This is a genomic window from Streptomyces sp. RPA4-2 (assembly GCF_012273515.2).
Lineage (GTDB): Bacteria > Actinomycetota > Actinomycetes > Streptomycetales > Streptomycetaceae > Streptomyces > Streptomyces kaempferi.
The window spans coordinates 4,887,368-4,914,072 of the sequence record NZ_CP050975.2; the positions used below are offsets into that span (position 1 = coordinate 4,887,368).

The window sequence follows — 26,705 nt, forward strand, 5'->3', positions numbered from 1 at the left end:
GTTTCCGGCCGTCGGACACGGCAGCGGGGCCCGGCGTCGAGTGACGCCGGGCCCCGCTCCTGCTGTCCGGACTACTCCGGAGCGCCGCCGAAGCGCTCCTTGTACGACTCCAGGTCCTCGTCCGTGATCTTGGCGAAGAGCACCGGGGGCACGGTGAACGCGGTGCCCGCCGGCACGGCGTCCAGGGACTTCGCCTCGTCCGCGGACACCCACGCCGCCGTGTCGTCCGCCAGCGCGAACGCGGAGCGCATCGCCTTGGCGGAGGCGGGGATGAAGGGCTCCGAGACCACCGAGTAGAGGTGGATCAGGTTCATCGCCGTGCGCAGGGTCAGGGCGGCGCCGTCGGGGTCGGTCTTGATCTCCAGCCAGGGCGCCTTCTCCTCCAGGTAGGAGTTGCCCGCCGACCACAGGGCACGCAGCGCCGCCGCCGCCTTGCGGAACTGGAGGGCCTCCATCTGGGTCTCGTACTCGGCCAGCAGACCGGCGATCTCCTCGCCGAGCTTCGCCTCCGCCTCACCGGCCGCCGCGCCCGCCGGGACCTCGTCGCCGAAGCGCTTCCTGGAGAAGGACAGGACGCGGTTGACGAAGTTGCCGAGGGTGTCGGCGAGGTCCTTGTTGACCGTGGTGGTGAAGTGCTCCCAGGTGAAGGACGAGTCGTCCGACTCGGGGGCGTTGGCGATGAGGAAGTAGCGCCAGTAGTCCGCGGGCAGGATGTCGAGCGCGTGGTCCGTGAAGACGCCGCGCTTCTGCGACGTGGAGAACTTCCCGCCGTAGTACGTCAGCCAGTTGAAGGCCTTGACGTAGTCGACCTTCTTCCAGGGCTCGCGGACACCGAGCTCCGTGGCCGGGAACATCACCGTGTGGAACGGGACGTTGTCCTTCGCCATGAACTCCGTGTAGCGGACCGTGTCGTCGGCCTCGTACCACCAGGACTTCCAGTCGCGGGTCTCGCCGGCGGGCGCCGCGTCCGCCCACTCCTTCGTCGCACCGATGTACTCGATCGGGGCGTCGAACCAGACGTAGAAGACCTTGCCCTCGGCGGCCAGTTCCGGCCAGGTGTCGGCGGGCACCGGGACGCCCCAGTCCAGGTCACGGGTGATCGCGCGGTCGTGCAGACCCTCGGTCAGCCACTTGCGGGCGATGGAGGACGCCAGCTGCGGCCACTCCTCCTCGTGCCGGGAGACCCAGGCCTCGACCTCGTGCTGCAGCTTCGACTGGAGCAGGAAGAGGTGCTTCGTCTCGCGGACCTCGAGGTCCGTCGAGCCGGAGATCGCCGAACGCGGGTTGATCAGGTCGGTCGGGTCCAGGACGCGCGTGCAGTTCTCGCACTGGTCGCCGCGCGCCTTGTCGTAGCCGCAGTGCGGGCAGGTGCCCTCGACGTAGCGGTCCGGGAGGAAGCGGCCGTCCGTCGGCGAGTACACCTGACGGATCGCGCGCTCCTCGATGAACCCGTTCTCGTTCAGACGGCGGGCGAAGTGCTGGGTGATCTCGCGGTTCTGCCCGCTGGAGCTGCGGCCGAAGTAGTCGAAGGCCAGCTCGAAGCCGTCGTAGACGGCCTTCTGGGCGTCGTGCGCCTGCGCGCAGAACGCGTCGACGGGGATGCCCCGCTCCTTCGCCGCCAGCTCGGCCGGGGTGCCGTGCTCGTCCGTCGCGCAGATGTACAGCACGTCGTGGCCGCGCTGGCGAAGGTAGCGGGAGTACACGTCCGCCGGGAGCATGGACCCCACCATGTTGCCCAGGTGCTTGATCCCGTTGATGTACGGAAGGGCGCTGGTGATGAGGTGTCGAGCCATCGCGGGCTGCTCCCAAGTCGCTACGTGGGGTGACGGCCGGCGGTTCGGATCAGGTCGCCGGTCGTCTTACGAACCTTGAAATCGTAGCCGACATGGGTGGGCCGCCCGCCTCCCGTTTTAAGGGATGGGAAGCGGGCGGCCTCCGGTGGTTCGCGCTGGGGTTCCGGCGGGGTGCCGGCGCCGCCTACGGGCGCCAGTTCGCCAGGACGCCCTCGTAGACCTCGGCGTCCGTCAGTTCGCGGGGGGTGGGGCCCGCGTGGAAGAAGGACGCGTTGGCGGTCTTCAGCTTGCGCAGGTAGTCGAACGCCTTGTTCTCGTGCTCGCCGAAGGCGACGAAGGAGAAGAAGACGGCGGGGTGGGTCGAGGCCGCCTCGGTGAGCGCCTGGGTGGCCGGGGTCTTGGCGTCCGGGGCACCGTCCGTCTGGAAGATCACCAGCGCGGGGGCCGCGGGGTTCTGCGACTTCTCGTGCCGGGCGAGGACTTCCTGTACGGCGACGTGGTAGCTGGTACGGCCCATGCGGCCGAGGGTGCCGTGGAGCTCGTCGACCTTGTTCTCGTGGTCGGCGAGGGTGAGCTCGCCGGTGCCGTCGAGCTCGGTGGAGAAGAAGACGACCGGGACCGTGGCCTCGGGGTCGAGGTGCGCGGCGAGAGCGAGGGCCTGCTCACCGAGGGCCTGGGCGGAGCCGTCCTTGTAGTACGCGCGCATCGACGCGGAGCGGTCCAGGACGAGGTAGACCTTGGCGCGGGCGCCGGTGAGGTTCTGCTTCTCGAGGGTGGCGGCGGCTTCCCGGTACGCGGTGGTGAGGGTCGCGGCGGTCGACTGGACGTGGGCGAGCGGGACGGCGGGAGCCGTGGCGTCGGTCCCGGCCTCGGCTGCGCCTTCGGCCGTGTCGGTTTTCGTGCCCGCACCACCCGTGACGCTTTCGTCGTCGGCCGCGGGTTCGGCGGCCCGCGCGGCGACGGCTTCGACCGGCTCGGGCTCCGATTCGGTCTGCGCGACCGGTTCCGCCGCCGGAGCGTTCGCGGCGGCGTGCTCCTCGGCCTCCGGCTCGGAGACCTCGGGGGCCTCGGCAATCGGCTCGGCCTCGGGCGCGACCGCCTCCACCACGGCCTCGGCCTCGGCCACGACCGCCGCTTCGGCTTCGGCCTCGGGCGCGGCCTCGGTCTCGGCCTCCGGCTCGGGGGTGACCTCGGCTTCGGCCTCCGGCTCGACCTCGGCCTCGGCGGCGGTCCCGGCCTCCGGCTCGGCTTCGGGTGCGACCTCGGCCTCGGGTGCGACCGTCACCTCGGCTTCGGCCACGGGCTCGGCCTCGACCGAGGCCTCGACCTTGGGCGTGTCCTCGGCGTCGGGTTCGGCCTCGGTGATGACCTCGGCCTCGGGCTCGGCCACGGGCTCGACCTCGGCCACGGGCTCCGGCTCGGCCTCGGCCACGACCGCGGCGCCGACACCGGCGTCCGCCTCGGTCACGACCTCGGGCTCGGCGACGACCTCGGCCTCCGGCTCGACCTCGCTGGTGGGCGCGGCCACGGGCTCGGCCGCATCCTCGGGCTTCGCCTCCGCCTCGACCTGAGCCTCGGCCTCCGCCTCGACCTCGTCCGTGGGCGCGGCCTCGGTCACCGTCTCCGGAGACGAGGTCGTCCCCGTCTTTGGCTCGGAGGACTTCGTCGCCTCGGTCGGCTCGGTGGCCTTGGTCGACTCCGTCGACTCCGCCGGCTTGGGGACCGTGACGTTGTCGAACGCCGCCGACACCAGCTCGTCGACCACCGACGACGTCGGCCCCGGCTTCGGTTCGGACGAAGGTGCGGGGATCTTCGGTTCGGTCTCCGCGGGGGCCCGTTCGGCCGCCTGGGAGGGGATCGGCGCGGAGACCGGTTCGGCCTCCTGCGAAGGAACGTGTTCGGCCTCCGGGGCCGAAACCGAGGGAGCCGAAGCTTCCCGCGAGGTCTCCGCGTCGGCGTCACGCCCCTGGCGTGAGCGGCCGAACGCGTTCCGCAGGAGAGTGAGAATGCCCATGTGCGCAACCCTTCGCATGAGTTGATGCCCGTCAATCCCTGGCCAGGACGGACACGTAAGGTTAGCGGCCGCTGTCGGCGATCTTGGGCAGGGTCGGGTACCGACAGGTAGCGGTGTCAAGAGCGTTATCAAGACCCCTATGGATCCCACGGGTTCACCGCACGTTCATCGGGCCACCGCACCCTCGCGCCCACATCTCCCCCACGTCAAGGCCAGGTCATGTAATCGCATGGGGAGAGTAAAGTGCGCAGACTGCTGCCGTTGCCCACATCCTCACACAGGAAGCCGGCCGGGGACCGGCCGACCTTCACGGGAGGACGGGGACCGGCGTTCCCGAACCGCCGTGTTCCAGCCACTCCCGGTACGCGGGTGCCTGCCGTGCCGTCTCCTCGTAGGCCTCCGCCAGTTCCGGATAGACGCCGTCCAGTTCCGCCTCCGTACGGGCCGCGAGCAGCAGTCGTACGCCGAGCGGGTCGCCGTGCAGGGGGCGCACCGCCGTCTCGGGGCCGGACTGGCGGGTGGGCTGGCAGACCGTGACGACCTCGCCGGTGGCGACCAGGGAGGCGGCCGTGTGGTAGTCGCCGTGCAGGACCCGGGGGTTGAGCCCGGCGGAGCGCAGCATCCGGTGCACGGCGTCCCACTCCCCGTCGACCGTGGGGTCCACCATCCAGCGGTCCTGGGCCAGCTCGGAGAGGTGGACGACGGGACGCACGGCGGCCGGGTGATCGTTGGGCAGGGAGACGAACTGGGGCTCGCGCTCCACCAGGACGCGCAGCCGCAGTCCGTCCGGGATGCGCAGGGGGCAGCCCTCCACCTCGTGCACGAAGGCGACGTCGAGCCGTCCCTCGGCGACCAGGTTGAGCAGGGCGTTCGCGGACACGTCCATCTGGAGGAGCGGTTCCTGGCGGTGTTCGCGCAGCCGGCGCAGCCAGCCGGCGAGCGCGCGGCTCGCGGTGGAGCCGATACGCAGCTGGAGTCCGTCCGCGGCGGCGGCCCGCGCCTCGGCGACGAGGGACCGCATTTCGGCCACCAGCGGGCGGGCCCGGCCGAGCACGATCCGGCCGAGCGGAGTGAGGCGGCAGCCGGTCCGTTCGCGGATGAACAGCTCGCCGCCCAGCTCCTGTTCGATCCTGCGCAGCTGGGTGCTCAACGAGGGCTGGGCGACGCCGAGCAGGCGCGCGGCGCGGTGCAGGCTGCCGGTGTCGGCGACGGCGCACAGCGCGCGGAGGTGCCTGACCTCAAGCTCCATGCCTGCGGAGCCTAAGTCGGAAGCAGAGGTTGCACCAGACGCACAAACCCCACCCGGAACGGGCGAGTTGGACGGCCTTCCGCGGGCCGATAGTCCTGGCCTATCGCCACTTGCCATCATCACAGCCGCCGCACAGGCACCGAAACTCACGGTGACGACTTCACCCCCCACACAAGGAGTCATCGATGAGAGTTCCCCTGCCCAAGTCCAAGGCCGTGCTCGCGGCCGCGCTCGGTCTGGGCCTCGCGGCCGCCGGGTTCGGCACGGTCCCCGCCGTGGCGGCTCCCGTCCCCGCGCAGGACGCCGTCCACGCCGGACACTCCGCCCTCCCCGGCTACTCCGCTTACGCGGGTTCCGCCGAGGAGAGCAAGGCCAACCAGGCGTTCTTCGCGGCGGTCATCAAATCCGTCGCCGAGAAGCGCGCCGCGAACCCGAGCAGCGCGGCGGCCGTCACCGTGATCTACAACGCCTCCCGCGCGCCCTCCTTCAGTACCGAGATAGCGCGCAGCACCGCGATATGGAACGGCGCGGTGGCGAACGTGAAGCTCCAGTCGGGCTCGGCGTCGAGCGCCGACTTCACCTACCGCGAGGGCAACGACTCGCGGGGCTCGTACGCCTCGACGGACGGCCACGGCAGCGGGTACGTCTTCCTGGACTACGCGCAGAGCGATCAGTACAACCCGATCCGCATCACCGCGCACGAGACCGGTCATGTCCTCGGTCTGCCCGACCACTACTCCGGCCCGTGCAGCGAGTTGATGTCGGGCGGCGGTCCCGGTCCCTCCTGCACCAACGCGAACCCCAACGCGGCCGAGCGGTCGCGTGTCAACCAGCTGTGGGCAGGCGGCTTCGCGCAGGCGCTGGACAAGGTCTTGGCCAAGGCGAGCGCCCGCTAGTGCCGCGGCACTAGGGCGTGTTGCGAAAGTCCCGCCTGCCTCGCGACGCCTGGCACGCCCTCTCGCCGCACCGGGCGAAAACCCGAGTACGTCCAGTACGCGGGCTTCCGCCCGGCCCGCCGAGAGCACGCACCAGACGCCGCGAGGCCCGCCCTCCGGGCGGACGACGGGACTTATCGCAACACGCCCTAGTTCCCACCGGCCTTCACCAGCCCCACCCCCCACGGGTGCGGGCCGCCCCCTGCACGGGCGGCCCGCACCGCCGTTCTTCCCGGGTACGCGTCCGGTCCCTGCCGGGTCCGTGCCCCGGCCGCGCCCGGTCGTTCAGTGAGGTGACGCGATCGCGCGGGCCGCGGCGACCTCCTGCCGGAGGGGTTCGAGCACACTGCCGGCCGGACCGGTGAGATCCGTACGGACGGCGACGAGCACGTCCGTCTCGCGCAGCCCCTCGGACAGTTCCCGCAGTTGCAGGGCCACCTGCGCGAACTCGGCGGCCGACGGACGCTGGGCCCCGTGCCGGATCCGTACCCCGGCCGCGGTGGTCGCGTCGACGATCCGCTCGACGGCGACGACGAGCGGAAGCCAGGCGGCGGCGCGCCGGCCGTTGGGCGGGGGTTCGCTCAGGGCCCGCTGGAACTCGGTGCGGATGCCGGACAGGTCGCGGTGGAGGCGGCGCCGCATACGGGCGCGTTCGGCGGAGTCGGCGTCCTCCCTGGAGGCGTACTCCACATAGCGGGCGGTGCCCGCGACCGTGTCGGCGAGCCGGTCGCCGACACGGGTGTGCCAGCTCTCCGGCCACAGCAGATAGCCCGCGACGAGTGCGATCGCGCACCCCATGAGGGAGTCCACGAGCCGCGGGACGAGCAGGGCGGTGCCCTGGTGGTTGAGGACGTCGGACAGGAGCAGGATCACCGGGGTGACGGCGGCGGTCTGATGGCCGTAGCCGCGCGCGCCGAGGACCGGGATGAGCGGGGCGAGGACGGCCATGGCCGGCACGTCCCACCAGCCGAGCGGCACCGCGGCCAGGACGACGGCCGCGACGACGAGCCCCGCCACCGTGCCCAGCGCGCGCATCAGCGCCCGCGAGAAGACCGACCCGAAATCGGGCTTCATCACGAAGGTGATGGTGAGGGCGACCCAGTAGGAGCGTGCCACCGGCACGAGGGAGACCAGGGCCTGCGCGATGCCGATGCAGACGGCCAGCCGCAGACCGTAGCGCCAGGACCCGGAGGACAGGAGGACGTCGCGGGCGGAGCCCACCGCCCGGACGCCGAGGCGGGCGGGTCTGCCGAGGGGGTCGTCGGCGGTGCGCGTGTCGGGGGTCCGGCCGGTGACGACGTCGGCGGCATGGGTCAGGGCGTGGTCGACGGCGCGAGCGGTCTCGTTGGTGGGGACGGGGAGCCTGAGGCCTGTCGGGCCGGTGTACCCGGTCTCGACGGCGTCCGCGAGCCGGCGCACGGCGGTGGGCACCTCGGGGGGCAGCGGCTCGGCGTGCCGGCGGCCGTACTGGTGGGCGGCCGGGGCGCTCTCCACGACGGGGGTGACGGCGTTCAGCTGGGCCAGCAGCCGGGCGAGGTCCGGGTTGCGGCCGTGGTGGCGGGCGCGCCGGGCGAGGACGAGGTCGTAGGACTGGTTGAGGGACTGGGTGACGGCGTGGCGGCGGTCGTCGTACGCGTCGGTGCCGCTCGCGGCGAGCAGGTCCGCCACGGCCCGGTACGTCTCCGCGACGGCGACCCGTTCGGGCACGCCCGAGCGCAGTGGCCACGCGAGCAGGGCGAGCGCGAGGACCAGCAGGCCGCCGCCGGACATCAGGACGGGCGCCAGCCACCACGGGCCCGGCAACGGCAGCCCGGCACCGATCACACAGTTGAGGAGGAGCAGCAGTCCGGACACGGAGGCGACGGAGCCGATCGTCGAGAACATCCCGGAGACGAGCGCGACGGCGGTGACGGCGGTGACGGTGATCCAGCCGTGGCCGAAGGCGAGCGCGCCGATGGTGACGCCGACCGCGCCGAAGAGCTGGGGGACGGCGATGGTGAGGATGCGCATGCGGTACGCGTCGGCGGTGTCGCCGATGACGCCGGACAGGGCGCCCATGGAGGCGAGTGCCCCGTACTCGGGCCGGCCCACGGCGAGGCCGATCGCCAGCGGCAGGGACATCGCGACCGCGGCGCGGACGACGGCGGCGCGGGAGACGGGGGCGTTCTGCGGGCGGAGGTTCCTGACCAGCCAGTCGGGAGGGGTGAGCACACTGGGCAACTGGCGGGGCATGGGCCCATTATGACCGTTTCACGGAGCCGTCCCCGGACTCATCCGGGCTGGTGGAGGGTGAGATCGACGAGCAGGGCGCGGTGGTCGCTGCCGGCGACGGTGAGGAAGGCGGCACCGGTCGCGGAGAACTCCTTGGAGACCAGGACATGGTCGATCTGGGCGCCGAGGGCGGGGGCGGTGCGGGCCAAGCCAGCTGGGGTGCGCGGGGGTAAGCGAGGCGGGAGCCGTCGCGCAGGCCGGTGTCGAGGAGGTGGCGGAAGGCGGCGTGGTCCTGGGAGGCGTTGAAGTCCCCGGCGATCAGGGTGGGGGTGGCCTTGTCGGCGGCCGCGTAGGCGCGCAGTTCGCCGAGTTCGTGGCGCCAGAGGCCGACCTGTCCCGGCAACGGGGGCTTGGGATGCGCGAGCTGGAGCCGTACGGGGTGGCCGTCGACGTCGGCCACGGCCCCCGGCATCCCCATCGTGGCGCGGATGCCGGCGGCCTTCCTGAGCGGGAAGCGGCTCATGATGACCGACCCGTCGGAGCCGGCGCCCTCGACGGACTGCCGGTACGGATAGGGGCCGTCGGCCCGCTGGAAGGCGTCGCGCAGTGCCCGGGAGCAGACGTACTCGCACTCCTCGACGAACACGATGGCGGGCCGCTCGCGCCGGACGGCGGCGATGAGCGCGGGGGTTCCCCTGCCGAACTGCACGTTGGAGGCCAGCACCCGCAGCTCGGCGACGGGACTGCCGACGGGCTCGCGGGTCTTCCCGTACGGCTCGCTGAACCAGGCGATCGCCCCCAGCACCAGCACGCCCCACACCATCCCGGTCCGCCAGCGCGCGAACAGGGCGAGCAGCAGGGCCAGACCGAGGGGAGCGAGCAGCCACGGCAGGAATGCGAGCAGTTGGGGCACGGGGGTGATCCCGTCGGTGTCGGCCGCCCGGCAGCCCACGACGACGCTCACGCCGGTGAGCAGGGCGCCGGACACCCAGGGTCCGGCCCTCCGACCGGCCGGCCGACGTGGCTGTCGTGGCCGCCGCTCGTCCGCCCGTTGCGCTGCCGCAGTGTCCACGCCCGGCCCTCCACTCGTCCGTGTGGGATGCCCGAATCCTCCCTCAGACAGCGGGTGGTGCGCTCACGTGGGGACGGGCGTCACTTCTTCGAGTGGGCTTTCCAGGCATGCCCGTGGCGGGTCGGGCCGTCGCGGCGGCCCGGAAGCCGTCGGGCCCGGACTCGTGCCGTCAGGCTCGGACTTGTGTCGGCTGGTCCGCCGCGGCTTGCGCGGGCGTCGCGGACGCTCGCCGGCGGCGCCCGTACGCGGCGGTGAGCAGCGCGGTCGACGCCACCACGACACCGAGGGCGAGCAGCAGCCAGGAGACGAGGCGGAGGGTGCCGGTGAGGGCGTCGTAGACCGCGCCCGCCGCGCTGGGGGACACGTCGGCCGGCAGGTCGGCGAGCGTGAGCCGGCGGCCGACGGCGATCGCGACACCGAGCAGCGCGGCGCCCAGCGCCGTGCCGAGTCCGGTGGCCAGCACCGCCCGTCTGCGGCACACGGCGACCAGGATGCCCGTCACGGCAAGGACGGCTGCCGTGGCCGGCAGCCAGAAGCCGGCGAATTCAAGCACGTGGAACCCCTTCCGGAGCTGGTTCAGGTCCTCGGGCGGCAACACCGTGATCTCGGTGTGCTCGACGGGGATCCGGTTCGCCAAAGGCATGTGTTCGACCGTGAGTTGGCTCTTGACCCGCGCGGCGACCGGCGCGAGGTCGATGGTCACGGCTTCCTCGCGGTCGCTGTGCAGCGCCCGCATCACGGCGTCGTGCGCGGCCCGGTTCACCGCTTGCCACGCCGTGCGGAACGCCGGGGTCTGGGTGAAGGAACGCACCGCGTCCCGTACGAAGTGGTTCACCGGCTTCTGGAGCGGTGCGCCCACGTGGACCTCGCGCAGGATCCCGTCCGTGACGGCCGAGGCGATCGCCTCCCGCACGTCCGAGTCGGAGGCGAGGGGCGCCACCGTGGCCTCGTACCGCCCGCTGTCGTTGATGCCGTACATCGCCCAGCCGGACAGCGCGCCGAGTGGCGCGAGCAGGCAGGCGAGGACGATCAGAACGGCCGACAGGACGCTCCGGGCACGAGGGGACACCCCTTCAGGCAAAGGCCCGGCGGAGCCGGGCGCGAGCGGTGTGACTGCATATGGGCGCATGCGACAAGCCGAACGGGGACCCGGACCGGGACGGCACCCCCGGGAGGCCGTGCGCCACACGGGCTCCGCCCGCTCCGGTGGAGGGCTCACCCGAACGGGTGTTTCCTGGAATCCGGAAGAACCAGGCGTGGCCATCACGCCCCGTGGCTCCTGGGACCGGCGTCCCAGGAGGTAGGTGAGTGAGGGAGGTGCACGAGACCCCGGTGGCCGCCGGGGTCTCGTGCACCACATACGACGCGGGCGGGACGTCAGCCCACGCGATGACCCGCTCCGTCCTCGTGGGTGTAGTAGCGGTAGAAGTTCACCGCGAACACGCCGAACGCGACCGCCAGCGACATCATCGTGGACCGCCACACGCTGTGATCGGCCTGGCTGTAGATGAAGCCGAACGCGAGGCCCGCGAACACGGCCCACAGCACCGCGTGCAGTTCGCGCCTCAGCAGGGGCGCGACCATGAGGACGCCGGTGCAGACCGCGGCGAACACGATCGCGCTCACGAACCCGAACAGGACGTTCCAGCCCGTGATCGGTCCGCCGCTGCGGTTGATGGCCGCGGCCCAGAATCCGTAGACGAGCCCGCCGAGCACGGGTACCGCCCGCTGCGCGGCGGCGTGGGTGCGCGCGTCGAAGACGTCCGAGGGTCGTGGCGTCCGTGATGTGTGCCGTGTCCCTGACGCCGATGAGGCATGTGCCGTGTGAGCCATGGGAGCACTCCTCTCTCCTCGCCCCTGCCTTCCAGAGCACACCTCGCCCGGACGCCTGGCAAGTCGGGATGCGGGTGCCCTGGCCCCGTGTTTCGCTGACTTCCATGAAGCTCGTACTCTTCGGCGCCACCGGCATGGTCGGCAGCCGTATCGCCACGGAGGCGTTGGAGCGCGGCCACCGTGTCCTGGCGGTCAGCAGGTCCGGGCGGTCCCCGGTCCCCGGGGTCACCGCCACCGCCGCGGACGCCGCCGACGCGGCGAAGGTGAGCGAACTGACGGCGGGCGCCGACGCGGTCGTCTCGGCGTGCGTACCGCCGAGGGACAGCACGGATCTCACGGGCCCCTTCCTCGCCCTCAACCACGCGCTGGTGGACGGTACGCGTGCGGCGGGCGTGGCACGGCTCGTGGTCGTCGGCGGCGCGGGCAGTCTGGAGGTCGCGCCCGGCCAGGAGCTCTGCGACCAGCCGGGCTTCCCCGAGACCGTTCTGGCGGAGGCGCTCGCCCACCGCGACGCCCTCACCTACTACCGCACCGTCGACGACCTCGACTGGACCTACGTCTCGCCCGCCGCGGAGATCGCCCCCGGCCGCCGCACCGGCCGGTTCCGGACCGGCGGCGACCGGATGCTCACCGACGACCAGGGCAACAGCCGGATCAGCGCCGAGGACTACGCGGTCGCCTTCGTCGACGAGCTGGAGACGCCCACCCACCCGCGCGCCCGGATGTCGGTGGCGTACTGACATCGGCCGCGCGCCGACAAGGACAGGCGGTACGGCGAGGTGGGCGACTGGCTATCCCCGCTCGGCCCGCTGGCGCCCCCGGCCGGACGGGCCGATCCGGTCCAGCGGCAGAAGCTCCTGAGGCTGCGCGGACGCAGCGTCGCGTGGGTGCCGCCCGCGCTGCTGCTCGGCGGGATCGCGGCGGCCGACTGGAACACCTCGGGCGCGTTCCGGATGATCTCCTGGATCGTGCTCGTCCCGGGCATCGCGGCGGCGATCTGCGGAGTGTGGGGCACGGCCGCCTTCGCATGCCTCTCGCTCCTCACCTACTTCGCGGTGGACAAGTCCTGGTCGTACCAGTACCGGACGGGGCTGCCCGACTTCATCCTCGTCGCCCTGGGCGGCCTCCTCGCGATCCTGGCCTGCGCGGTCCGGGTCCGCGGCGAACGGCGCATGCTGCACATGCTGGACGTCGCCGAGACGACCCGGCGCACCGTGCTGCGCCCGATGCCGGCCGGCTGGGGCGGCCTCGACCACGCGGCCGTGTACCTCGCCGCGGACAGCGAGGCCCGGGTCGGCGGCGACTTCTACGACATCCAGCCGGGCCCCCGCGGCACCCGGCTGCTGCTCGGCGACGTCCAGGGCAAGGGGCTCGGGGCGGTGGAGGCGGCGGCCGCGCTGCTCGGCACGTTCCGGGAGGCGGCCTACCACGAGCCCGCGCTCGACACGGTCGCCGACCGGCTGGAGGTGCGCATGCTCCGGCACGTGCGCTACCGGGCGGCGCTCGACCGTGACGACTGGGAACGTTTCGCCACCGGCATCCTCGTCGGCTTCCCCCAGGACGACCGGGACACCGTGGAGTTCGTCAACTTCGGCCACGAACCCCCTCTGGTGGTCGCCCCCGACGGCGTGCGCGACCTGCCGCCGGGCCACGGCCTGCCGCTCGGCCTCGCCGCCCTGACCGCCGACCGGCCCCTCGTCCTGACGGTCGTGCTGGCACCCGGTGAAACCCTGCTCCTGGTGACGGACGGGGTGACCGAGGCCCGTGACGCCGACGGAGTGTTCTTCCCGCTCCGCGAACGGGTGGCCGGCGCCCTCGCCGCGGACCCGGCGACCGCCGATCCGCAACGCCTCGTCGAACTCGTCCGCGACGGCACGCTGCGGCACTGCGGGGGACGCCTCTCCGACGACACGACGATCTTCGCGGTGCGGCGGCGGACGGGCGGCGGCGCCACGGGGAGCGGTACAAGCCAGCCATAGGGGGCGTTTGCACGTCTGTCGTCCCCCCTTTGCAGGCGCAGCGGTTACGGTGCTGGCGTACGTGATCGATGGGGGAGGCAACCATGCCCGGAACCGTGCTGCTCCTCGCGGCCTCGCCGATGGGCAAGGGGTGTCTGGTGGACGCGGCGTCCGTGCTCCCCGTCCTCGCGGCCGTCTCCCCCGCGGTGCTGTCCGGCACGGACACGGCGAACGTGGTCGAACTGGCCGACCCGCTGGAGCCGCAGGCCGTCCTGACCCGGCTGCGTGCCGCGGCGACGGCACCCGGCCCGCTGACGGTGTTCGTGACCGGCCAGCTCCAACTGGACCGCCGCCAGCGCCTCCCCCACCTGGCGCTCGCCCGCACCACCCCGGCGACCGTCCGCTACACGGCCTTCCCCTGGCACTGGATCGCCGAGGAACTCCGGCTGCGCCCGCCGGGCACCACCGCGCTCCTGGTCGACCTGCACGCCGACGCGGAGAGCTGGGAGTACCTCGCCACGAGCACCCTGCCCGTGGGGAGGGGCGTCGGCCTGTACGGGCGGGTGGCCCCGCCGCCGCCCCGGCGCACGGTGGCGTCCCCGGCGTACATGAAGGCCGTCGCCACCCTCCTGCGCAGCGGTCACCGGCCCGAACTGCCGCTGCTGCACGAGCAGGCGCTGGCCCGTGCCGACGGGGAGGGCGGCCGGCCGGGGATCGTGCTGGCGGTGGACGCGCGGGTGCCCGCGGCGCCGGACCCGCACGCCGCGATCACCGTTGCCGCGCGGGAGGGCCGGCACGAAGAGGCCGCGGCGCTGGCCGCGCGTTGGGAACAGGAGGCGGTCCGCACCTGGGGCACCGCGTCCGAGCAGGCCCTGCACTGGGCGGAGGTCCGTGCGGACCTGGCGATGCTCGCGGGTGACGCGGCCGGCAGTTGCCGGGTCTGGCTGGCGGTGGCGACCGCGCGCCTGGACACGGGACAGCCCGCCGACGCGCCGTCCGTGGAGTCGGCCGTGGACCGGGCCCATCATCAGTGGGGCCGTGTCGACGACCCGCTGCGCGCCCGTGAACTGGGGCTCGCGCTGGCCGGGTTGCGGTTGCGGGTGCCGGGGCGCCGGCAGGGTGCGCTGGACCATGTGCAGGGCCGGCTCAGCCGGCTGGAGGCCCAGGTGTGACAGCCCGCCTCCCCTCGCGGGGAAGCGGGCCGCCGGATCACGCCGGGTACGTCAGCCGGTGAGGAGGAAGTACTTCCAGGCGCCGTGCGTCGTCGGGTTCACGGTGTCGCCCGACGTGTTGTCGTAGGCGCTGCCCCGGTCGAGAGCCTCCCCGGACGCCTGCTCCGGTGCCATGATGGTGAGTCATGACTGCTGAGGGGGAGGGTGTGGCGGCCTGTGCCGTCCGTGTGCGTCTGGACGGGACGGCGAGCGAGAGCGACGTCGGCGCCCTGAAGAAGTGGCTGGAGCGCGAGAAGCCTCTGGAGGAGCTGGTCAGGCGGGGCGACCTCAGGATCGAGGAGCGCGCCGGGACCGACGCGCAGGGCACGCCCATGGGCGTCGGCATGGACATCGTGCTGGTCCTGATCGGCGCGGGCGCCGAGACTCTCTTCAAGGAACTGCTCGCCCAGGTGAAGAGTGCCGTGGGGGCCTGGCGGGACAACCGCGGCTCCGTCGAGAACGGCGATCCGCCCGATGCCCGCGTCGATTCCGTGGACCCCGACGAGAGGTAGTCGGGTGGACCGCTTCGACCCGCGCGGACGAGTGAACCGGGCCCTGCTGGTCGGGGTGTCCGCGTACGAGTTCACGCGGCCGGAGCACCGCCACGGCGTCCCGAGCCCGCTGCCCGCCGTCGCGCACAACCTCTCGCTGCTCGCCGTCGCGCTGGAGCGGGGCGGAGTCGTCGGGCCGGACGGGATCACCGTGGCGGCCTCCCCGGTGCTGGGGGAGTTCCGCAAGGAGCTGCGCACGGCCGTCGACGCCGCCGAGGGCCTGCTCCTGCTCTACTTCGCCGGACACGGCGCCGTGCCCAGCGCGGGCGACGAGCTGTGGTTGCAGATGCGTGACGCGGAGGTCGTCCGGGGCGGGACGGCCGGGTTCGAGGGGGCCGCCCCGTTCACCAACGTGCTGAGGATCCTCGCCAACAGCGACGCGGAGCGGATCGTCGTCGTCCTCGACTGCTGCAACGCGGGCAACGCGGCCCGGGTGTGGGAGGCGGTGGAGAGACCCGACGTCAGACGGCGGGTCTCCGTGCTCATGGGCGTGCAGGCCAACCACCGCATCGACGCGGGGGACGGCGACACCCCCACGCCGTTCACGGCCCGGCTGGTGGACCTGCTGACGGACGGCGTCGAGGGACAGGGCGACGAGGTCCACTTCCTGGCCCTCTCGGAAGCGCTCAGGGTGTACATGTCCGCCCATCACCGCACCGAGCGGGGGGAGCCCTGGGAACCGCAGAGCCGTACGGAGAACCCGGCGGTGGACGTGCTGCTGGCGGTCCGGCCGGGGCCGCTGCCTCCGGCGGGGAGACCGGGGCGGGGGCGGCGGGCCGAACACCCGACGCCGCGGCCGCCGGATCCACCCCGGCTACAGGGTCCACGGGGTCTGCCGGGTCCACGGGGTCTGATGGGTTCGCCGGATCCACTAGGTCTGCTGTGCCCGCCGGGTCGGCTGGGTCTGTTGAGTCTGCTGTGCCCGCCGGGTCGGCTGGGTCTGTTGGGTCTGCTGTGCCCTCCGGGTCTGCCAGGTCCGCCGGGTCTACGGGGTCCACGGGGTCCGCCGGGTCAGTGAGGTCCGCCGGACCCCCCGGCTCCGTCGGGCCCCGTGAGCCGGTCGCGGGTCCGGGCCGCCGCGGGCCGCGTGTGCCGGTCCGGCTCCGGATCCGCGGCGTCCTCGCCGCGGCAGCGGGCGCCGTCCGGGCCGCACGGACCCACGCGCACCCGTCCCGCACCCGGTCCACCGGCCCGGCCGAGCCCCGGCAGCCCGGCCGGACCTCTCGCCCGCGCGTCCCGTGGCGCTCCCCACGCCGGTGGCCCCACCGCACCGTCGCTGCCGCCGCCGGCCTGGCCGTCGCCGTCCTCGGTCTCACGGGCTACCTGGTCCTCGGCCACGACGCGTCCGGCGGGTCGCCCTGCGCCCCGCCCCTGGAACTGCGCCTGCTCACCGATCCCGACCTGGAGTCCACCGTCCGCAAGGCGGCCGACACCTACCTCACCTCGGCGGCGAACACCATGGACGACGGCTGCCGGCGCAGCGGGATCACGGTGTACGGCGCCGGGTCGGCGGCCGTGGTGACGGGCCTGCGCGACCAGTCGGACCCCTGGCAGCGGCCGGTCGGCGACGAGGTCGACCCGCAGCGCGACATCGGACCCCAGCCCGACATCTGGATCCCGGCCATGGCGGCGACCGCGGCTCGGGCGCGGCCCACGGGGCTCCAGCGCAGCTACGTTTCGCTGGAGCCGGACGCGGCCCCCTTCGCGTACTCCCCGGTGGTGCTGTCCGTGCCGCAGGAGATCGCCGAGGCTTCGGTCGCCGACCGTACCGGCGACTCGCTCACGGGCCTGCGGCAGAAGCTGACGCGGCGGGCGGGGAGCGCCGGGGTGCGGCGCCCGGACCCGGCGTACACGGACTCCGCGTTGCTGGCGACGGTCGGTCTGTACGGCACCGGGACGCCCGACGTGAGCCGGGCCGAGGAGAGCGTGGACCAGACCGGGCCGGTCTCTCCCACCGCCGGTGACCTGCTCTGCACGCTGCCCGACGACGCGGACACCGACCGGGGTACGGCGGCCCTCGTACCGGAGTTCCTGATGGTGAGCGGCGTCGGCTGCGACCGGACGACGCGCACGCTGCGGATGGCCGAGTACCCAGACGACGTGCCGGCCCTCGCCCCGCTCTTCGTGCGGGTCCGCTGGACGGGCGGTGACGCCGACGGTGCGGCGCGGGACGACGCGGTCCGGTCGTTCCACGACTGGCTCACGGACCCGGGTGGCGGGAGCGGGGACGGGCACGGCAGCGGCGGGAGCGAGCCGGGCGGAGGTCTCGCGGTCTTCGGGAAGGACGGCTTCCGCTCCCCGTCCGGGGCGCATGCCCTGCTCTCGTCGCGGGTCCCGGACTCCGGGCTGATCGCCGATCCCGGCCCGTCCGCCGGGGCGGCGGGCGCCGACGCGATGGAGACGGCCCTGAAGCGGTACCGCAACGCCAACGGGCCGGGCCGGGTCCTCTTCCTGCTGGACAGCTCCGGCTCCATGGCCGATCTGTGGCAGGGGCCGGGCGGCGCTCCCGGCATCCTGAAGCAGTCGTTCGCCGGGCTCGGCGACCGGGACGAGTACGGGGTCTGGTCCGTCGCCTCGCCGGGCAGCCGCCCCTACGGCGAGATCCTGGCGTTCGGCCCGCACGAGCGGCAGGAGGCCGAGCGCGCCGTCGACCGCGGGGCCGTCGTCCAGGACGCGGAGGCCGATCCGTACGGCGCGCTCAGGGCCGCGCTGGACACCATGGCCCGCAAGGGCAGGGACGACAGCCGCCCCGAGCTGATCGTCTTCCTCACGGACGACGAGGACAACAACCGCCTGACCGCGCACGATCACATCGACGAGCTGCTCGGGCCGCTCCACGACAAGGGCGTTCCGGTGGTCATGGCGGCCCTGGACAGCGGCGGCTGCGCCAAGGGCAGTCCCGACCAGCGGATGTCCGAGGCGAGCGGCGGCCGCTGTCTGGACACCGGCGGCGACCTCGTGGCGGACCTGCGCAACGAGGTCGCGCGCACGGGAACGGGGGACGAGTGACGCGGGGACGGGCGTACGGGGGCCCGGCGGCCCGGCGGGCGTACGGGTACGGGGCGGTCCGGCGGGCGTACGGGTACGCGCTGGCCCTGGCGCTCCTGCTGACCGCCGCCTGCACCGGTGGCGGTCCCGCGCCGTCCGGTGTGCCCGTCTCCCCCGGCGGCCCCGGGGACATCATCGTGGCCAGCGGGCGGGACGTGACCGGCAAGGGCGGCGTCCGGCAGCAGTTGATAGACGCGTGGAACGCCCGGCAGGACAAGGAGCACACCGGTGTCCACGCCCGTCTGGTCGAACTCCCCGGCTCCGCCGACGAACAGCGCAGCCAGCTCCTCGGCGCGCTCCAGTCGCGCGGCGCGGAGTACGACGTCGTCAACCTCGACGTGACCTGGGTGCCGGAGTTCGCGGCCGCGCACCTGATACGCCCGCTGCCGGACGGGCTGATCGACGGCGACGTCATCAAGTCGGTGGCGAGTACGGCCCGTTGGGCGGAAAAGGTCTACGCGGTGCCGTTCAACAGCGATGTCGGGCTCCTCTACTACCGGCGCGACTACCTGGAGCGGGCGCACATCCGGGACACCGACCTGAGCCAGGGGGTCAGCTGGCAGCGGCTGCGGGATCTGACCGACACCATCGAGGCACCGGGCGCGCCTCGGCCGCGTGACTACGAGAAGGGCTGGACCACACAGCTCGGCCCCTACGAGGGCCGTACGGTCAACGGCGTCGAGGCGTTCCTGTCCGCCGGCGGCGGTGCCGCCCTCACCGACGACCGGGGCCGCTACACCGCGACCGTGCCGGAGCTGACCGAGGGGGTGGCGCAATTGCGCGCCCGTGCCCAGGCCGCGTACACGCTCGGCGACGCGTTCCGCTCCGGCGAGACCGAGTCGCTCACCGACTTCGCCGACGGCCGTACGGCGTTCCTGCGCCACTGGCCGTACGCGTACCGCACCCTGCACCAGTCGCTCGACGAGGCGCAGGTCGGCGTGGCCCCGCTGCCGGGCCGGGCGGTGCTGGGCGGACAGAACCTCGCGGTGACCACGCAGTCTCCGGGGCGTGCCGCGAAGGCGGAGGAACTGATCGGCTTCCTCACCGGCAAGGAGAGCGAACGCTGTCTGCTCGACGCGGGGTTCGCGGCCACCCGGGAGTCCGCCTACCAGGACGACGGGGTGACCTGCGGTGCGGCCAGGACCGCCGGTGCCTCCCCCTCGGCGTCCCCGCCGGCGTCGCCGTCCGCGGAGAGCGCCGACCGTATGCCGCGCGACGACCACGGCCGTCCCCGGTACGCCCGCACCATCCTGCTGCCCGCGCTCCGGCGCGCCGTGCAGCGTCCCCGTACCCCGTTCTACGGGGCCTTCACCCAGACCTTCGCCACCGAACTGGGCAGGCTCTTCGGCGAGGACCCGCCGAGTGACGCGGAGCTGGCGGCCGGACTGGACCGGGCGCTCAGGCGGATCCTTCCGGAGCGTTGAGGCAGGCGAGCGCCCCCGACACCAGCGTCCGTACGCCCGGCGCGAGGGTGCGCGGGTCGGGTGCGAAGTGCGGGCTGTGGTTGCTGGGCACGGCCGCGAACTTCTCCATGAGGTCGTCGCCGGGAGCGGCGTCCCAGACCTCCGCCGGGGTGCTCGTCACGAACCAGTAGGAGTACGGGATCCGTCCGTCCGCGAGCCTCGGGAAGTCCTCGCTGCCCATCGCCGGACCCGGGTCGAGGATCGTCCCGGTCCCGAAGACCTCGCCGTGCACCGCGGCGATCCGCCCGTCGGTGTCCGGGTCGTTGACGGTCACGGGGAAGCTGTTTCCGACGGTGACGTCGGGTTCGCGCGGGCAGCCGGCCGCCAGGCACTCGCCCGCCGCGATCCGCCGGATCGCCGCGATCATGCGTTCCCGTACCTCGTCCGACTGGGTCCGCAGGTTGAGGGCGATCCGGGCCTCGGAGGGGATGATGTTGTGGCGGGTGCCCGCCTCGATCCGTCCCACCGTCAGGACGGCCTGCTCGCGCGCCGCGATCTCCCGGCTGACGACGGTCTGCAGCCGGGTCACCAGGTAGGCGGCGGTGACGACCGGGTCGACGGTCGACTCCGGGCGTGAACCGTGCCCGCCCCGCCCGTGCACGACGATGTCCACGTCGGTCGAGGCGGACATGATGAGACCGGGCCGGTGGGCGTAGAGCCCCGTCGGACCGGGCGCGGCGTGCTGGGCGAGCAGCACGTCCGGCGGCGGGAACCGCTCGTAGACGTGGTCCTCGATCATCGCCGCGGCGCCCTCGCCGGTCTCCTCGGCGGGCTGTCCGAGCACCAGCAGTGTGCCCGACCAGGTGTCGCGCCCGGCGGCGAGCGCCTGTGCCGCGCCCGCCAGCCAGGTGACGTGCAGATCGTGGCCGCAGGCGTGCATCACGCCGGGCGTCGTGGACGCGTACGGCAGCCCGGTCTCCTCCTTGACCGGCAGCGCGTCCATGTCGGCGCGGAGCAGGACGGTGGGTCCCGGCCCGTTCCGCAGGATCCCGACGACCCCGGTGCCCCCGATGCCGGTGACCGTGTCGAACCCGGCCGTGCGGAACCGGCCGGCGAGGGCGGCGGCGGTGCGGTGCTCGCGCATCGACAGTTCCGGATGCCGGTGCAGGTCCCGGTAGAAGTCCTCCAGGGCGGGGAGCGGGAGGTCGGCGGTGAGGTCCAGCGCGGTACGTGCGGCGGGAGAGTTCACGGGGTCAGGGTAGAGGCCGCCGACGGAACGGGGGGAGTTCCGCCGGCGGCCGTTCGCGCCGTCCGCCGCGGGGGAGGACGCGGTTTCCGGACGGTCGGGTCTCGCGGGGGCGCCGACGAAGGGTGCCGTCGACAACGGGAGTTCGTCTTCGGTGCGTTGGTCCACACCTGTGGACGGCGGGGGCGGTGAGGGCCGGGTGTGGCCGGCCGCTACGGTCGCGAGGAGGTGTCGCCGTACGCCGTCTCGGTGTGTCCGGGGCCCTGCTGGTGGAGGGCCGGGGCGGGATCGGCCGCCCTGGCCGGGCCCGCGTTCGCCGCCAGGACCAGTGCGGCCACGGCGATGACCGCCGCACCGAGCACTCGGAAGTAGCGCGCGGAAATACGTCGGAGCACGGCGACCTCGCAACAACAGCGGCGTATTAAGCAGGCTTAACCCGTCGCTTAACGTAGGGGCTCGGAGCACCAAAGAGCAAGGGGCGCAAGGGGAGTTGGATATTAGTCAAAGTCGTCTCGGGTTAAGTGGACTTAATGGCATGCTTAATCCATGGCGGAGCGTGACGGCCCGGAGGTCATCGGGCGCAGGGTCCAGCAGCTGCGTACGGAACGCGGGCTGACACAGAAACAATTGGCGGAACCGGCGTACACGCCCGCCTACATCTCGACACTGGAGGCGGGGCGGGTACGCGCCTCGGAGCCCGCGCTGCGGCACATAGCCGAGCGGCTCGGGGTGGCGTACGAGGAGCTGGCGACCGGCCGGCCGGCCCATCTCGCGACCGATCTGCGGCTGCGGCTCACCGACGCGCAGCGCACCCTCGCGACCGGCGAGGCCGAGGTCGCGGCGGAGCAGTACGCGGTGCTCCTCGCGGAGGCGGACACGCACGGACTCGTCGCCGAGCAGTCCGCCGCACTGCTCGGGCTCGGCGAATGCGCGCTGGAGACCGGGGACCTGGAGACCGCCCAGGAGCGGTTCGAGGCGTCGGAGCGGCGCCTCGGGGACGCGCCGCTGCCCCAGCGGGTGCCCGCCCTGCGCGGCCGTGCCGTCTCCCACTACCTCGCCGGTGAACTCCGTTACGCCTGCTACCTGTTCGAGTCCACGCTGGACGAGCTGAACCGGACCGGCATGCACGACCCGGACGCCCTGCTGCTTCTCTACACCGGCGTCATCGCGCCCTACATGGACATGGGCGCGCACGCCCGCGCCGCCCAGGCCGCCGAGTTCGCGCTCGCGCTCGCCCCGCAGGTCGGCGACCCGGCGCTCGTCGCCCGGATGCACCGCTCGGTGGCCCGCACCATGATCGCCGAGGGCCGGATGGCGGAGGCCGACGCCTCCCTCGCCAAGGCCGCCGAGCTCTACCGCCAGCTCCAGATCCGTACGGAGCTCGCCAATTGTCACTGGATGCGCGGATACCTGTACGCGCAGAACGGTGAACTGGAGCGCGCCGAGAACGAGTTGCGCGAGGCGCAGGTCATGCTCTCGGCCAAGCGGGCCGCCCTCTACACCAGCCAGGTCAACGTCGAACTGGCGGACGTGCTGCACCGGCGCGGCAAGTCGACGGAGGCCGCCGTTCTCCTCCACGAGGTGCTCGGCGACCTCAGCCCCGAGCGGGGCGCCGTGCACTCGGCGGGCGCGCACCGGCTGCTCGGCATCATCGCCGAGGACGCCCGGGACACCGAGACCGCCGAGGAGCACTACGTCCGGGCGCTGAGCCTGCTGGAGCGGGCCGGCGCGGCGGGCGACCTGGCCGACCTCTGCCGCCTGCTCGGAGACCTCCTGCGGCGCACCGGCCGGGTGGAGGCGGCCCTCGACGCCTACCGCACGGGCCTGGGCCACCGCACGGCTCCCGGCACGACCACCCTGGGCCCGGCCCCCGCGCAGCCCCCGCTCTGACCGCCGTCACGCGGGCGGGGGCGGTCAGGGCGCCGGAGGACGCGGAGGCCGTCCCGTACGCCCGTCACCCTTCGGACGGCCTCCACGGTGCCGTGTGGCCGCGCTACGGGGTCACGACGGGGAACGCGTGGTCCGGTGCGGTGGCGTACGACAGGAGGCGGTCCAGGAGGGCGGGGTCGCCGTCGGTCTCGATGCCCGCGAGGCCCCGCCCCTCCAGCACGGCGCGCAGTTCCGGCCGGGTGAGGGTCAGGGTCAGTCCCGCGTGCGGTTTCGGTACGTGGTGGACCGGCATGCCGCGGTGCGTCAGCGCGCCGTGGTGGAGGTTGACGCGGTGGCGGCGCTGTTCGTCGGTCACGACGAGGTCGAGGGTGAGGTGCTCGTGCCAGGCGCGCGGGCCGTCGATACGGACGGCGAGCGAGTCGAGGAGCATGCTCACGGTGAGCGCGGAGGTGAGTTCGGAGCCCGTGGTGTCGATGTCGGTGTCGGCCGTGCCCCGGCGCAGTTCCAGGGCGGCCGTGAGGTAGTAGTTGCGCCAGGTGCCGTTCTCGGCGCCGTGCCCGAGCCGTTCGTAGATGCCGGAGAGGGTCTCCCGGGCCGCGCTGTCCGACGGGTCGGCGAAGACCAGGTGGTTGAGGAGGGTGGCGGCGAAACGGAGGTCGCCGTTGTCCGCGTACGCCCGCGCCTTCACCAGGGTCTCCGTCGGGCCGCCCGCCAACTCCACGTACCGGGAGGCCAGTTCGGTGGGCGGGTGTTCCCAGAGGTGGGCGGGGTTCCCGTCGTACCAGCCCATGTACCGCTGGTAGACGGCCTTGACGTTGTGGCTGAGGGAGCCGTAGTAGCCGCGTGCGTGCCAGGACCGTTCCAGGGCGGGCGGCAGCCGCAGCTCCTCGGCGATCTCGGGGCCGGTCAGGCCGTTGTTGAGGAGGCGCAGGGTCTGGTCGTGCAGGTAGGCGTAGAGGTCCCGCTGCTCACCGAGGAACCGGACGACGTTCTCGCGCCCCCAGGTCGGCCAGTTGTGGGAGGCGAACGCGACGTCGTAGGTGTCGGCGAACAGGTCGACGGTCTCGTCGAGGTAGCGGGCCCAGACGCGCGCGTCGCGGACCGGGGCGCCACGCAGGGTGAGCACGTTGTGCAGGGTGTGACTGGCGTTCTCGGCCACGCACAGCGCGCGCTGGTCACGCAGCAGGAAGTTCATCTCGGCGGGCGCTTCCGTCCCCGGGGTGAGCTGGAAGACGAAGCGCACGCCGTCCACCGTCTCCTCCTGCCCGGTCCGGGTGACGTCCACGTTCGGGGCGATGAGCGTGACGGTGCCGGTGGAGGTGGTGGTGCCGAGCCCGGTGCCGATCTGGTCGCGGGGCCCCTTGGGCAGCCGGGCGCCGTGCATGAAAGCCGCCCGGCGCAGCATCGCGTTGCCGGCGAAGACGTTCTCGCTGACCGCGTGCTCCAGGAAGCCGGCGGGCGCGAGTACCGGCACCCCGCTGTCACTGCCGTGCGGCAGCACACCGCGGGCGCCGCCGAAGTGGTCGACGTGCGAGTGGGTGTAGACGAGCCCGGTCACGCGGCGCGGTCCGCGGTGCTCGTGGTAGAGGGCGAGGGCGGCGGCGGCGCACTCCGCCGAGATCAGCGGGTCGATCACGACGACACCCTCACGGCCCTCGACGAGCGTCATGTTCGACAGGTCGAGCCCGCGCACCTGGTACACACCCTCGGTGACCTCGTACAGCCCCTGCCGCGCACACAGCCGCGCCTGCCGCCACAGACTCGGGTGCGCGGTCGGCGGACAGTCGTCCGCGAGGAACGCGTAGGCGTCCGCGTCATGGACGACCCGCCCCTCCGCGTCCCGGACCACGCCGGGAACCAGGGCCGCGATGAACCCGCGATCCGCGTTCTCGAAGTCGGTCAGATCCTCGAACGGCAGCTCTTCGCCCGCGGCATCCATGCCCCCACCCTCGACTACACCCTGCCCCGGGACCAGCGGGGTGGGCCGTTCGAGGGGGTGGAGGGGCCCGGGAAGGCGTCATCGGGCGGGGAGGTGAGGCGTCCGGCCCGTCGCACACCGAAAACCCGGCAACCTGCGGATGTGGCAGCCGCGGGGTGAGGTGGCCGGGTCCGGTGGTGTCAGTCGGGTCGGGTACTGCACGCGTCGCGGGTGCTGACGGCGGTGCGGGTACTGCGCAATGTGCAGGTCAGAGCCTGTCCATCCGGGTGTAGGGGCTGAGGATGCGGGCCTGGCGGGAGCCGAAGTCGACGAGCATGGCGATGCCCTCTTCGACGCCGATGATCGTGCCCAGGCCGAACTGGTCGTGGGAGACGCGGTCTCCGAGGCTGAATTCCTTGGCCACGGGGACGACCGGGGCTGCGAAGGGGCTGGTGGGCAGGTGGCGCCGGGGCGCGGAGGGTTTCGTCATCGTGTAGCCAGTATGGGCTTTGTTTGGCCGATCGGAAGCCCCGGATTTCCTTCTTCGGCCGGAGAGGGGCCGCCGGAGGTGCCGGTGATCTTGGCCCAGGCACCCTCCGAGATGTGGGCGGAGAGCCCCTCGGCGGTGCCGGGGAGCGGCGCCGGGAGGGCCGGCTTTCCGCCTTTGGCCGGGTGTTCCGCGAAGAGAGCCACGGTGAGGGTGAGGTGTTCGTCGTAGGTCGTCCGCCAGAGGGTGCGCGGGCCCGCGGCGCCCGTGAGGACGGCCGGACGACCGCCGGCCCGGCTCTGCATCAATTTGGTCAACACCCCCGCGCCACCCCCCGCCGTCGCCGTACTGGTGTTCGGATGGGCGCGGTAGAGGGTGCGGCCCGCGCGGGTGATCCGCGCGATCGTGTACGGCTTCGCGTACGTACCGTGCGCCGCCGCGGTCGCGTACGCGGAGGCCAGCCGCAGCGGGGTCGGGGCGGCGGCGCGGGTGAGGCCGGCGAGCGGAGGCGGCAGCTTCGTGCCGGAGAAGGGCTCCAGCGCCGTGCCCGCCTCCACCGCGCCGTCCACCGCGTCGTTGAAGGGCTGGCGGGCGTAGTCCGGGCCGCCGTACAGGACCCGGACCGCGCCGTCGCCCGGGACCAGGGCCACCACGGCCGTGTGCAGCCGGGCGCCGCCCTTGGCGGGCGGTGCGTCGCCCGCCCGCTCCGCCGTCGCGTCCTGCGCCGTCAGGTCGAAGGTGGTACGGATCGTGTAGCCACCGCGGGCGAGCTGGTCCTCGGTGATGCCGAGCCGGTCGGCGGCCTCGGCGGACGCCACGTCGATCAGATACTGGCGCTGACCGTCCGTGTCGCCCGGCGGATAGAAGCGGAAGGCGGGGAAGCGGGCCGCGGCGCGCTGGGCGGCCGTGATGGCGTGACTGTCCGCCATCGCGTCCAGCACCCAGTCCCAGCGGTCCACCAGCTTCGCCGTCACCGCGGGGTCGGAGCCGGCCTTCTCGTAGTACGAGGGGATGTTGATGACGGCCGCGAGCGCCGCGCCCTGGCTCACGGTCAGGTTCCTGGCATCGACGCCGAAGTAGTTCCGGGCGGCGGACTGGATACCGGCCGCGCCCCGGCCGAAATAGACCGTGTTGAGGTAGCCCGCCAGGATCTCGTCCTTCGAGCGGGTGCGGTCCAGCTTGATCGCGATCAGGGCCTCGCGCGCCTTGCGGTACAGCGACTGCTCCGGGGTGAGCAGGGCGTTCTTCACGTACTGCTGCGTGATCGTGGACCCGCCCTGCCGTCCGCCGCCGCTCACCGTCGCCCAGGCCGCCCGGGTGATCGCCTTCGGGGAGATCCCCGTGTCCGAACGGAAGGAACGGTTCTCTGCCGCGATCACCGCCTCCCGGACATGCCCCGGCACCTGCGAGAGAGGTATCTCCTGACGGTCGACGGGGCCGCGCCGGCCCAGGTAGTCGCCGTCGTCGTCGACGAAGACGCTGCTCTGCATCGCCGTCTCGGGGTGCGGCTCGGGGATGACCGTGAGGTGGTACGCGACGAGGACCGCGGCGACGAGGTGGGCGAGGACGGTGAGCAGGACGATCAGCGCGCGGCGCAGACGGCGGCCGCGCGTGCGGCGGACGCGGATACGGCGGTCGGCCATACGGCGCCGCAGACCGGCCCGGAGCCTGCGCCGGCCCCGGGAGCGGCGGGTCCTCCTGTTCCGGGCTGCGCCGGGGTTCGGGTCCGCGCCCGTGTCCGTGCTTGCGTTTGCGTTCGGGACCGTGCACGCGTCTGCGTTCGGATCCGCGTCCGTGCCCGGGTCGGTGCTCGTGCCGGTGCCGGTGCCCGTTCCCGTGCTCGCGTCCTCGGCCGGGTCCGGGCCCCGGTCCCGATCCTTGTTCCC

Annotated in this window: 21 protein-coding genes and 1 pseudogene; 9 read left to right on the forward strand and 13 right to left on the reverse strand. The window is 73.1% G+C overall.

All coding sequences use genetic code 11. The features are described from left to right. Positions 1-71 precede the first annotated feature (71 nt). The 3 genes from metG to HEP85_RS21365 all read right to left on the reverse strand — a co-directional run bounded on the left by metG (position 72) and on the right by HEP85_RS21365 (position 5,056). Complete coding sequence (metG, locus tag HEP85_RS21355; RefSeq protein WP_168529158.1) at positions 72-1,793, reverse strand: methionine--tRNA ligase; 1,722 nt, start codon at positions 1,791-1,793, stop codon at positions 72-74. Positions 1,794-1,977: 184 nt separating this feature from the next. Beyond that, the gene (locus tag HEP85_RS21360; protein ID WP_168529159.1) at positions 1,978-3,807 is read right to left on the reverse strand and encodes a VWA domain-containing protein; all 1,830 of its coding nucleotides are present in this window, start codon (positions 3,805-3,807) and stop codon (positions 1,978-1,980) included. Between the two features lie 307 nt (positions 3,808-4,114). Further along, a complete protein-coding gene (locus HEP85_RS21365; RefSeq protein ID WP_168529160.1) occupies positions 4,115-5,056 on the reverse strand; it encodes a LysR family transcriptional regulator in 942 nt (313 codons plus the stop codon). Positions 5,057-5,241: 185 nt separating this feature from the next. On the opposite strand from HEP85_RS21365, the gene snpA reads away from it, so the two are divergent. Then, entirely contained in the window at positions 5,242-5,952 is a 711-nt protein-coding gene (snpA, locus tag HEP85_RS21370) for a snapalysin (protein WP_168529161.1), read from the forward strand. A gap of 324 nt (positions 5,953-6,276) precedes the next feature. Here the strand turns inward: snpA and HEP85_RS21375 are convergent, their stop codons facing one another. The 4 genes and pseudogenes from HEP85_RS21375 to HEP85_RS21390 all read right to left on the reverse strand — a co-directional run bounded on the left by HEP85_RS21375 (position 6,277) and on the right by HEP85_RS21390 (position 11,107). Continuing rightward, complete coding sequence (locus HEP85_RS21375) at positions 6,277-8,223, reverse strand: FUSC family protein (protein ID WP_329289200.1); 1,947 nt, start codon at positions 8,221-8,223, stop codon at positions 6,277-6,279. A gap of 38 nt (positions 8,224-8,261) precedes the next feature. Next, a pseudogene (locus HEP85_RS21380) lies at positions 8,262-9,190 on the reverse strand (endonuclease/exonuclease/phosphatase family protein). A 253-nt stretch (positions 9,191-9,443) separates the two neighbouring features. After that, positions 9,444-10,343 carry a hypothetical protein gene (locus HEP85_RS21385; RefSeq protein WP_329289202.1) on the reverse strand — a complete coding sequence of 300 codons (900 nt, stop codon included), beginning with the start codon at positions 10,341-10,343 and terminating at the stop codon, positions 9,444-9,446. 308 nt (positions 10,344-10,651) lie between these two features. Further along, on the reverse strand, positions 10,652-11,107 hold the full coding sequence (locus HEP85_RS21390) for a hypothetical protein (protein ID WP_168529164.1): 456 nt from the start codon (positions 11,105-11,107) through the stop codon (positions 10,652-10,654). Positions 11,108-11,211: 104 nt separating this feature from the next. Here HEP85_RS21390 and HEP85_RS21395 point away from each other — a divergent pair, with 104 nt between their 5' ends. The 3 genes from HEP85_RS21395 (at position 11,212) to HEP85_RS21405 (ending at position 14,237) form a co-directional block, all read left to right on the forward strand. Next, on the forward strand, positions 11,212-11,847 hold the full coding sequence (locus HEP85_RS21395) for an NAD(P)-dependent oxidoreductase (RefSeq protein WP_168529165.1): 636 nt from the start codon (positions 11,212-11,214) through the stop codon (positions 11,845-11,847). A gap of 39 nt (positions 11,848-11,886) precedes the next feature. Beyond that, the gene (locus HEP85_RS21400) at positions 11,887-13,086 is read left to right on the forward strand and encodes a PP2C family protein-serine/threonine phosphatase (protein ID WP_329289206.1); all 1,200 of its coding nucleotides are present in this window, start codon (positions 11,887-11,889) and stop codon (positions 13,084-13,086) included. An 83-nt stretch (positions 13,087-13,169) separates the two neighbouring features. Continuing rightward, positions 13,170-14,237, forward strand: coding sequence for a hypothetical protein (locus HEP85_RS21405; protein WP_329289208.1), 1,068 nt, complete (start codon positions 13,170-13,172; stop codon positions 14,235-14,237). A gap of 51 nt (positions 14,238-14,288) precedes the next feature. On the opposite strand, the gene HEP85_RS21410 is transcribed toward HEP85_RS21405, so the two are convergent. Beyond that, entirely contained in the window at positions 14,289-14,411 is a 123-nt protein-coding gene (locus HEP85_RS21410) for a hypothetical protein (RefSeq protein ID WP_282189851.1), read from the reverse strand. Positions 14,412-14,422: 11 nt separating this feature from the next. Between HEP85_RS21410 and HEP85_RS21415 the strand changes: the two genes are divergently transcribed. From HEP85_RS21415 to HEP85_RS21430, 4 genes are all read left to right on the forward strand, one after another. Then, positions 14,423-14,788: a hypothetical protein gene (locus HEP85_RS21415; protein WP_248002024.1), complete on the forward strand. Its 366-nt coding sequence runs from the start codon at positions 14,423-14,425 to the stop codon at positions 14,786-14,788. 4 nt (positions 14,789-14,792) lie between these two features. Continuing rightward, positions 14,793-15,845 (forward strand): hypothetical protein, encoded by a 1,053-nt coding sequence (locus HEP85_RS21420; protein ID WP_369657794.1) that lies wholly within the window; start codon positions 14,793-14,795, stop codon positions 15,843-15,845. 71 nt (positions 15,846-15,916) lie between these two features. After that, entirely contained in the window at positions 15,917-17,836 is a 1,920-nt protein-coding gene (locus tag HEP85_RS21425) for a hypothetical protein (RefSeq protein ID WP_369657795.1), read from the forward strand. After that, complete coding sequence (locus HEP85_RS21430) at positions 17,833-19,299, forward strand: extracellular solute-binding protein (RefSeq protein ID WP_348772410.1); 1,467 nt, start codon at positions 17,833-17,835, stop codon at positions 19,297-19,299. Before HEP85_RS21425 ends, HEP85_RS21430 begins: the two co-directional genes overlap by 4 nt. Here HEP85_RS21430 and HEP85_RS21435 read toward each other — a convergent pair. Beyond that, complete coding sequence (locus tag HEP85_RS21435) at positions 19,274-20,527, reverse strand: amidohydrolase (protein ID WP_168529168.1); 1,254 nt, start codon at positions 20,525-20,527, stop codon at positions 19,274-19,276. The genes HEP85_RS21430 and HEP85_RS21435 overlap by 26 nt on opposite strands. 209 nt (positions 20,528-20,736) lie before the next feature. After that, positions 20,737-20,919: a hypothetical protein gene (locus HEP85_RS21440; RefSeq protein ID WP_168529169.1), complete on the reverse strand. Its 183-nt coding sequence runs from the start codon at positions 20,917-20,919 to the stop codon at positions 20,737-20,739. A 151-nt stretch (positions 20,920-21,070) separates the two neighbouring features. Between HEP85_RS21440 and HEP85_RS21445 the strand changes: the two genes are divergently transcribed. Beyond that, entirely contained in the window at positions 21,071-22,414 is a 1,344-nt protein-coding gene (locus HEP85_RS21445) for a helix-turn-helix transcriptional regulator (RefSeq protein ID WP_329289218.1), read from the forward strand. Positions 22,415-22,517: 103 nt separating this feature from the next. On the opposite strand, the gene HEP85_RS21450 is transcribed toward HEP85_RS21445, so the two are convergent. From HEP85_RS21450 to HEP85_RS21460, 3 genes are all read right to left on the reverse strand, one after another. After that, positions 22,518-24,353, reverse strand: coding sequence for an alkyl/aryl-sulfatase (locus HEP85_RS21450; RefSeq protein WP_168529170.1), 1,836 nt, complete (start codon positions 24,351-24,353; stop codon positions 22,518-22,520). 247 nt (positions 24,354-24,600) lie between these two features. Then, on the reverse strand, positions 24,601-24,822 hold the full coding sequence (locus tag HEP85_RS21455) for a hypothetical protein (protein ID WP_101399314.1): 222 nt from the start codon (positions 24,820-24,822) through the stop codon (positions 24,601-24,603). Beyond that, a complete protein-coding gene (locus HEP85_RS21460; RefSeq protein WP_168533857.1) occupies positions 24,819-26,462 on the reverse strand; it encodes a transglycosylase domain-containing protein in 1,644 nt (547 codons plus the stop codon). The genes HEP85_RS21455 and HEP85_RS21460 overlap by 4 nt, the downstream gene beginning before the upstream one ends. Positions 26,463-26,705 lie beyond the last annotated feature (243 nt).

Coding starts and splice junctions, on each gene's coding strand:
- metG (WP_168529158.1), bottom strand. CDS start 1,793: ATGGCTCGACACCTCATCACCAGCGCCCTTCCGTACATCAACGGGATC.
- HEP85_RS21360 (WP_168529159.1), bottom strand. CDS start 3,807: ATGGGCATTCTCACTCTCCTGCGGAACGCGTTCGGCCGCTCACGCCAG.
- HEP85_RS21365 (WP_168529160.1), bottom strand. CDS start 5,056: ATGGAGCTTGAGGTCAGGCACCTCCGCGCGCTGTGCGCCGTCGCCGAC.
- snpA (WP_168529161.1), top strand. CDS start 5,242: ATGAGAGTTCCCCTGCCCAAGTCCAAGGCCGTGCTCGCGGCCGCGCTC.
- HEP85_RS21375 (WP_329289200.1), bottom strand. CDS start 8,223: ATGCCCCGCCAGTTGCCCAGTGTGCTCACCCCTCCCGACTGGCTGGTC.
- HEP85_RS21390 (WP_168529164.1), bottom strand. CDS start 11,107: ATGGCTCACACGGCACATGCCTCATCGGCGTCAGGGACACGGCACACA.
- HEP85_RS21395 (WP_168529165.1), top strand. CDS start 11,212: ATGAAGCTCGTACTCTTCGGCGCCACCGGCATGGTCGGCAGCCGTATC.
- HEP85_RS21405 (WP_329289208.1), top strand. CDS start 13,170: ATGCCCGGAACCGTGCTGCTCCTCGCGGCCTCGCCGATGGGCAAGGGG.
- HEP85_RS21410 (WP_282189851.1), bottom strand. CDS start 14,411: ATGGCACCGGAGCAGGCGTCCGGGGAGGCTCTCGACCGGGGCAGCGCC.
- HEP85_RS21415 (WP_248002024.1), top strand. CDS start 14,423: ATGACTGCTGAGGGGGAGGGTGTGGCGGCCTGTGCCGTCCGTGTGCGT.
- HEP85_RS21445 (WP_329289218.1), top strand. CDS start 21,071: ATGGCGGAGCGTGACGGCCCGGAGGTCATCGGGCGCAGGGTCCAGCAG.
- HEP85_RS21450 (WP_168529170.1), bottom strand. CDS start 24,353: ATGGATGCCGCGGGCGAAGAGCTGCCGTTCGAGGATCTGACCGACTTC.
- HEP85_RS21455 (WP_101399314.1), bottom strand. CDS start 24,822: ATGACGAAACCCTCCGCGCCCCGGCGCCACCTGCCCACCAGCCCCTTC.
- HEP85_RS21460 (WP_168533857.1), bottom strand. CDS start 26,462: ATGGCCGACCGCCGTATCCGCGTCCGCCGCACGCGCGGCCGCCGTCTG.